Below are 6,000 nucleotides of genomic sequence, written 5' to 3' on the forward strand. Positions count from 1 at the left end.
CTCTATCACACATGAAATTTTGGACCTCTCACATACTTCAACTAGTGACACTTGCGTCAGTTTTAGGAACTCTAGTTGCAACACCTATTTTTCAACGCAAAAACTTACCACTGGTTCCCGTACAACTAAGGCAGCGCTATCTACGCATTTGCAATGATATTATTGTTCAAGTTGCACTTAATATTTTTTTACCGCTTGCACTGTCACTTGCTGCAGTATTGCTCGGTCCCTTAGGGCTAAGTGAAGCAGTAGCGACAACTTTCCTCGGAATTTGTACTACATCAGGCGCATCAGCTCTATGGAATGTCCGGAAGGCTCACATCGCGTATAAGATAGCGATAAAGACTCAGAAGCTTGGTAGTCGTACTTATAGATTGAGCGACGTATATAAAACTAACGTATCAGCTTTCACAGCCGCACTCATTTCCCTAACCTTGGGGGTGTTAGGTTTGCTAATTACCTATGTGAATTTTTCAATCCTGCCTGATTGGTTTTGGTTTGTTTGTTTTCTAATGTCAGCAATCGCAATTTACGCCACTAGCTGGTCTATTGTCGTGCAAATTGCTGCAGAGGAATATGAAAATAATCCGAAGTTAGGTACAAATTCAAAAAAATATAGAAAGAAATAAATTTTTATATGTAATATAAAAGATCGATCCCATTCATTATACCCATGATATATCAATATCAATCGCGATAGAGTCAAGTCCAAGTATTAAAGTGCGATACCGCTTGGGATACACAGGACTAGATCGTACTTTTGATCTTCCCGTGCGGTGGTGATGTTTTCCCAATCCGTGGTTATGCAGCCTCAATAACCTTTGTTACGTTCGCCGCAGGTACTTTCTTACTAAAGGAGTGTGTAAATCACACGTTGCATATATGTATTTAGCTGCATGCAATACCATATCCTTGTTCATCGTTTTAGCAATTTCGATAGGTCGAGATCGGGAAATCGAATCTATAGTCCCCTGATGAAACGCTGCACAAAAAAGATGCTTAGGCGTCAGCGGTAGGGTCATCAAAAAATTCATATTAAGAGGGCCGACAATGAGTAGTGGTCGATCCCCAATTAATAGATCTAAAGGAGAGGAACTAAGATCCATGACGTGCCACTGAGCGGCCTGGACAGCCGATATAAGCTTGGCATTCCCGATGACTTCGGGCAGTATCTCCACCCCAATGTTCTTGCCTGTGTTAGGAGCATGGGTATCAACATAGGCAAGGAAATTAGCGCGGCCTGGCTGATCGGCGATTCGTTGAGCCCCGTCCCTGAAGTCCTTTTCTGCGGCCGATTGAAAATGCTTAACCATTGCAGGGGTCCGAGCCATTTGCGCGACCAGAAATTGTGCCCAAATTTGACGTTCCGATTCCCGAAGACCTTTAGTTCCCTCAGAACAAAGTTGCTTCAATACCGGAGCCCCCGGATTGTCGATTACTTGTGTAAAGAACTCCGTTTCTACACGAACATCTAACTCCCCTGTAGCGGACGAAGTACCATAAAGATAGTCCTCTTTCGCAACATGTTTGGCCTTCCGGCGCTGTGTATCCAGTTTACCTGGCACCCAGCTATACTGCGTGAGTTTATCATCTGGCAGAGTATGCCAATTCTTCAATAAAAAATCTGGCACATAGTGATGGGCAACATGCGTTCGGCGTTTCATATTGGATAGCTGTTCAAATTAACTCAAAACAAATGGAGACTTGGAAAACCAAGGACTAAGTCTATTCGATAAGCGCACTGCCCTACAAGCGCTTGGACGACATGATGTTGACAAAAAAGTGGACTTGGGCAACGGACGCCGGTGGTGGCCGCCAAACGTAACGGCGGGCGCGACCGACATTAGGAACTGAGCATATTTACATCGTAAAATACAAACTCTCTCAGTCCCATACTGAACGTCCAGGGAAATACAACAATGCCAGCCATGCCAGCTGAGAAAAATATTCGCGAGGCCTTGCTCGCGCTGAAGCCGTCACCGGGTAAGTTTCAGCTCTTTGCAGAAGACTTCATGCGGATCAAGGGCGGCGTCGCGTATCAGCACATCGTTCCACAAGGTCGCAATGCAAACGGGCAACCGACCAAAGGGTACCCTGACGCTTACGCTCCGCAAGCGAACGGCGACAAGTTTCTTATCGAAACGACAGTGGGAGACTGGCGCAATCACGTGACCAAAGAAGATATTCCCGGGATCACTGCGCTGGGCGGGCAAGCGAAGGCTTTTTCCCTGTTCGTCCTAGCGGATGGTCCCCCACTGATCCCACAGAAGAATGCGAATCCGGCCAAGGCCAAGCCAGGAGTGGATCATTATCGGCTGCAACTGCAAGCGCTGGGAATTTCAACGGGCCAGATCGAGTTCTGGTTCCTCGACACCCTCGTCAAGGAGCTTTGCCGGCCAAATTATCTGGGTCTGATGGCGGACCTAAACCTGCCAACCGACGTCGCTCCTTTTACTGAGATCCGCGAACTTCCCTACGGTGCGGCGGGCATGCCGACGTTTGTCGAATATGAAAACGGAACGGTCGTTGCAAGGCAACGCATCGCCGAAGTGATGGGCAAGTTGTCCCGCTCCCCGAGCGTGCTGATTTCCGGACGAGGTGGTGTTGGGAAGTCAACCTTGGCAAAGGCCGTGGCTCATCGATGGATCAAGAAAGGTAAGCGCACCGCGTTTTACATCGATGTGTTGGATCAAGCTGCAAACACTTCGCAGTTGACTACTACGATCGTCGCACGCCTGAAGGAATTCGGCAGCAAAAATACACTCTTCGTCGTCGATGGGCAGCACCGCCTTACCGCAACAGCCCTGTCGCAGATCGGCCGGGCCTTTATCGATAAGGACAACCAGCCGCGTTTACTGTTCGTGGGTAAAAAGTCCAGTGCCGAACAATTAAGCGCACTCGGCGGGAGTAACCGGTTTTTCGAAAACTTTGAGCTGCACATCGAAGCCGGCGATTTAAATGCGATGTACGAACTGCATGCCCGCAGAGCGGCGCTTTCCGAACACTTCCCGAGGCCGCGGACGGAAGACCTCGACAAGTGGCATGGATTGGCGCTAGATATGGTCATGTTCCGGCTTGCGCTCGCTTCGCAGGCAAAAGCCATGAAAGCAGGTGACCTTCCCCATATAAGCAAAGAAGACGCAGCAACATATTTCCGGGCAACATATCTGGAGAATAGCCCGGTCGAAGAACAGAAGGCGCTCGCATGCATCGCGCTTTGTGCTCGGCACGAGATGCCAGCATCGTTCGCCAGCCTCGACGAGATTGCCCCGCAACATTTCATTGAGCGCGGGCTAGTCACGGAGTCTGTTACGAAAAACGAGAGGCAACGCCGCTTCAGGCTGGCGCACGACAACCTGGGTGGCCTCATTCTGGAATGTCTTAGTGTCGACGAGACTTCCCTTTGGCAGGAGCTACTGGCAAGAGACCCTTTTCAAGCCTGTTTCGTCATCCGACAACTACTGGACAACAAAGCGAAGGACGAAGCAGCGGAACTACTTCGCCGGATCGAAGACCAGCTTTGGCATTTTTCGCCGCAATTCTCCCTTGGCTACGCTCCCGTCATTGGTGCCTTGTACAAGGAAACCGGCGTCGAGGAGACCTTCTGGACTTATATCAGCGAACGGGTTGGTGCTTACATCAATGAGAGCGACGAACCGCTGCAGGGCGTTGCCGCGTATCTCGTCTTCGCTACAAACCGTAGCGCGTTGATCGACGACTGTTGGCAACGGATCAGGAACCTGGAGGCGGCGCGCTTCATGAAGGCCTGCCGGTACCTGTCTCCGGGAGGCATCGTCGGATTGCTGGAAGCCGCCCACGCTCATGGCGAGCCGACGTTTAAATGGGTATCGGAGTCAATCCACGACAGCTCAATTGCTCGTGCCATTGCCAATAACTTCGCTGGCCTCAGCCCGGACCATGCAGAAAGCCTGCTAGAAGCCTTTGCGCGACTAACGCCCGTTTTTTTCCGCGATACGCTTTGCAAAACCCTTGCCGACGGCAGGCAGCTTGATGGTTATCGTACCGGCCTGCTCGAGGCAAGCGACTCCAGGACGCTGGAATGGCTTCGCCGCCGGCCCTATCTATTGGACCTAGTTCTGGACAGCATCGACACCACACGCTTCGCGCAGGCCCTGACGGCCAGTCGGCTGCGCAGTCTGGCCTTTGTGCTGGACGGGTTACAAGTGGCGACTCCGGCACGCGCCAGGCTGGTGCCCGAAGTGCTGAAAGCCCTTTATGCGGTACCTCCCGCTCCCTCCAGCGGCCGCAACGAAAGCGCGCTGCGGATCGAGCTCATGTTCCGCCATGCCGGGCAATGCGACAAAAAACAGTTCAGGCGCCTCTTTGTCAAGCTGGTCAAAACGAATGTACTGGCAGAGTCCGTGAAGGTCATGTCCAGCCAGACCCTTGCAACATTGTTGTCGGACGCAGGCATCAAACACGGCGGGCTTGCCAAACCTGACGTCCTGCAGACAGTGATAGCCGTTGTCCAAGCCCGCGCAGACGCCTATGCATCCAGCCTCCCGAAAAATCCCGACGAGGTGCGTGCGCTTCAGGGACTCTGCCTTCAAACCGGGGTACAGCCAGGATTGCAAGCCCCAAGCCACACCACGCCATGAACGCCTTTGCTGCGCCCCTCGAAGCATGGTCAAGTTGTTGTTCAACGAGCTGCCACTGTCCTGTCGGAAAATTTCAGATATTATGAGATTTCTTTAGGAAAACTTCATGTATTTTTAGACACTCTCTCGCAAAATTCTCAAAATACATGTCTAAGTCCTTAATTTATAGGAATAAGAATTTCATGTTTTTTGAGATCCTACAACCAAATCATGGTTGGCTTTTTTTATGCTAAATCTGCCTTAGACGAACACCTAACATTTATTGCACTAGCAATGTTACCAAGATAGAATTTATATCGAAAAATAAACGTCGAGGTGTGCAGCATGGAATTCTATTGGGTCAACATTGGTGGTACATATAAAACTGTACTCGATCAATATTTTCTCTGGGCGCCCATTAGTTCCATTAGCAGCATTGGCAACGAGGTCACGCGGCTCTACTGGGATAACGTTGCCAACGTTAAGCAAGGCGATGTGATTTTTTGCGCCTATAACCAGTGCATCGGTTTCCTAGCACTCGCACAAACGGATGCCTATCAACAAAGCAAGCCCGGCAACAGCGCTTTTGAACAGTGGGATGAAATGGGCAATCGTGTCGATGTCGAAATCATTCCACTGGACAGAAAAATACCGCGGGATGAAATCTCTCAAGAATTTATTACGCGATTTGATGACAGAACTACGCCGTCTCTCTTTAACAATCGAGGTACGCTCAATCAGATCTATATGTCACATCTGCCTGCGGATGCCGGGATGTTTCTGCTCGAAGCGACTAAGCAAACCAAACTGATCGATGAGGCGCTGATTGACGCCGGAAACCGCTCTTCTAAAAACATCACGAAGACCACCCGTGAGATGTTAATTCAAGCTCGTCTGGGACAAGGGAAGTTTAGACAGGACCTTATTACACGCTGGGAAGGACGTTGCGCACTGACGGGGCTGCAGAATCTTAATCTTGTCATCGCCTCACACATCGTACCGTGGGCACTCTGCGACAATGAAGAGAGACTAGATGTCAACAATGGTCTTCTGTTGGCAGCCCATATTGATCGCTTATTCGACCAAGGTCTCATCTCGTTCTCGAATCTCGGGGAATTACAGATTGCCTCCAAACTTAACGCTGAGGATCGCGATATTCTGGGCTTAAATAGGTACACCAAACTAAGGCCACTGACATCAGCAAACCAAAGCTACTTAACAAAGCATAGGCTTCGATACAATTTCGCTTAGGCCAGGCTTACCAATAGAAGGTTGAGTGTAGTGGTCAACCCATCCCGGACACTACGTTAAGTTTTTCTTCGGTGACGGCCGGCGCCAATCCTTCATTGAACTGATGTGGCCGTATCCAGTTATACCGGTGCATCAGATAGTGGCTGATGTC

The 6,000-nt window shown here is 50.1% G+C and carries 4 protein-coding genes; 3 read left to right on the top strand and 1 reads right to left on the bottom strand.

The window, feature by feature from the left end:
• Positions 1-11 precede the first annotated feature (11 nt).
• Positions 12-629 carry a hypothetical protein gene (locus KW842_RS26910; RefSeq protein ID WP_218307240.1) on the top strand — a complete coding sequence of 206 codons (618 nt, stop codon included), beginning with the start codon at positions 12-14 and terminating at the stop codon, positions 627-629.
• Positions 630-824: 195 nt separating this feature from the next.
• Here the strand turns inward: KW842_RS26910 and KW842_RS26915 are convergent, their stop codons facing one another.
• Positions 825-1,664, bottom strand: a complete 840-nt coding sequence (locus tag KW842_RS26915) for a DUF4238 domain-containing protein (protein WP_218307241.1) — start codon at positions 1,662-1,664, stop codon at positions 825-827.
• Positions 1,665-1,919: 255 nt separating this feature from the next.
• Here KW842_RS26915 and KW842_RS26920 point away from each other — a divergent pair, with 255 nt between their 5' ends.
• Together KW842_RS26920 and KW842_RS26925 are read left to right on the top strand one after the other, a co-directional pair.
• Positions 1,920-4,619: a hypothetical protein gene (locus tag KW842_RS26920; RefSeq protein WP_218307243.1), complete on the top strand. Its 2,700-nt coding sequence runs from the start codon at positions 1,920-1,922 to the stop codon at positions 4,617-4,619.
• Between the two features lie 324 nt (positions 4,620-4,943).
• Positions 4,944-5,849 carry an HNH endonuclease gene (locus tag KW842_RS26925; RefSeq protein WP_218307244.1) on the top strand — a complete coding sequence of 302 codons (906 nt, stop codon included), beginning with the start codon at positions 4,944-4,946 and terminating at the stop codon, positions 5,847-5,849.
• The last annotated feature ends 151 nt before the right edge of the window (positions 5,850-6,000 follow it).

Source organism: Duganella sp. sic0402 (assembly GCF_019219065.1).
In the GTDB taxonomy this organism is placed as follows: Bacteria; Pseudomonadota; Gammaproteobacteria; order Burkholderiales; family Burkholderiaceae_D; genus Rugamonas.

What these genes read in the sequence shown, in the direction of transcription:
- KW842_RS26910 (WP_218307240.1), top strand. Translation starts at nt 12, where the DNA reads ATGAAATTTTGGACCTCTCACATACTTCAACTAGTGACACTTGCGTCA.
- KW842_RS26915 (WP_218307241.1), bottom strand. Translation starts at nt 1,664, where the DNA reads ATGAAACGCCGAACGCATGTTGCCCATCACTATGTGCCAGATTTTTTA.
- KW842_RS26920 (WP_218307243.1), top strand. Translation starts at nt 1,920, where the DNA reads ATGCCAGCCATGCCAGCTGAGAAAAATATTCGCGAGGCCTTGCTCGCG.
- KW842_RS26925 (WP_218307244.1), top strand. Translation starts at nt 4,944, where the DNA reads ATGGAATTCTATTGGGTCAACATTGGTGGTACATATAAAACTGTACTC.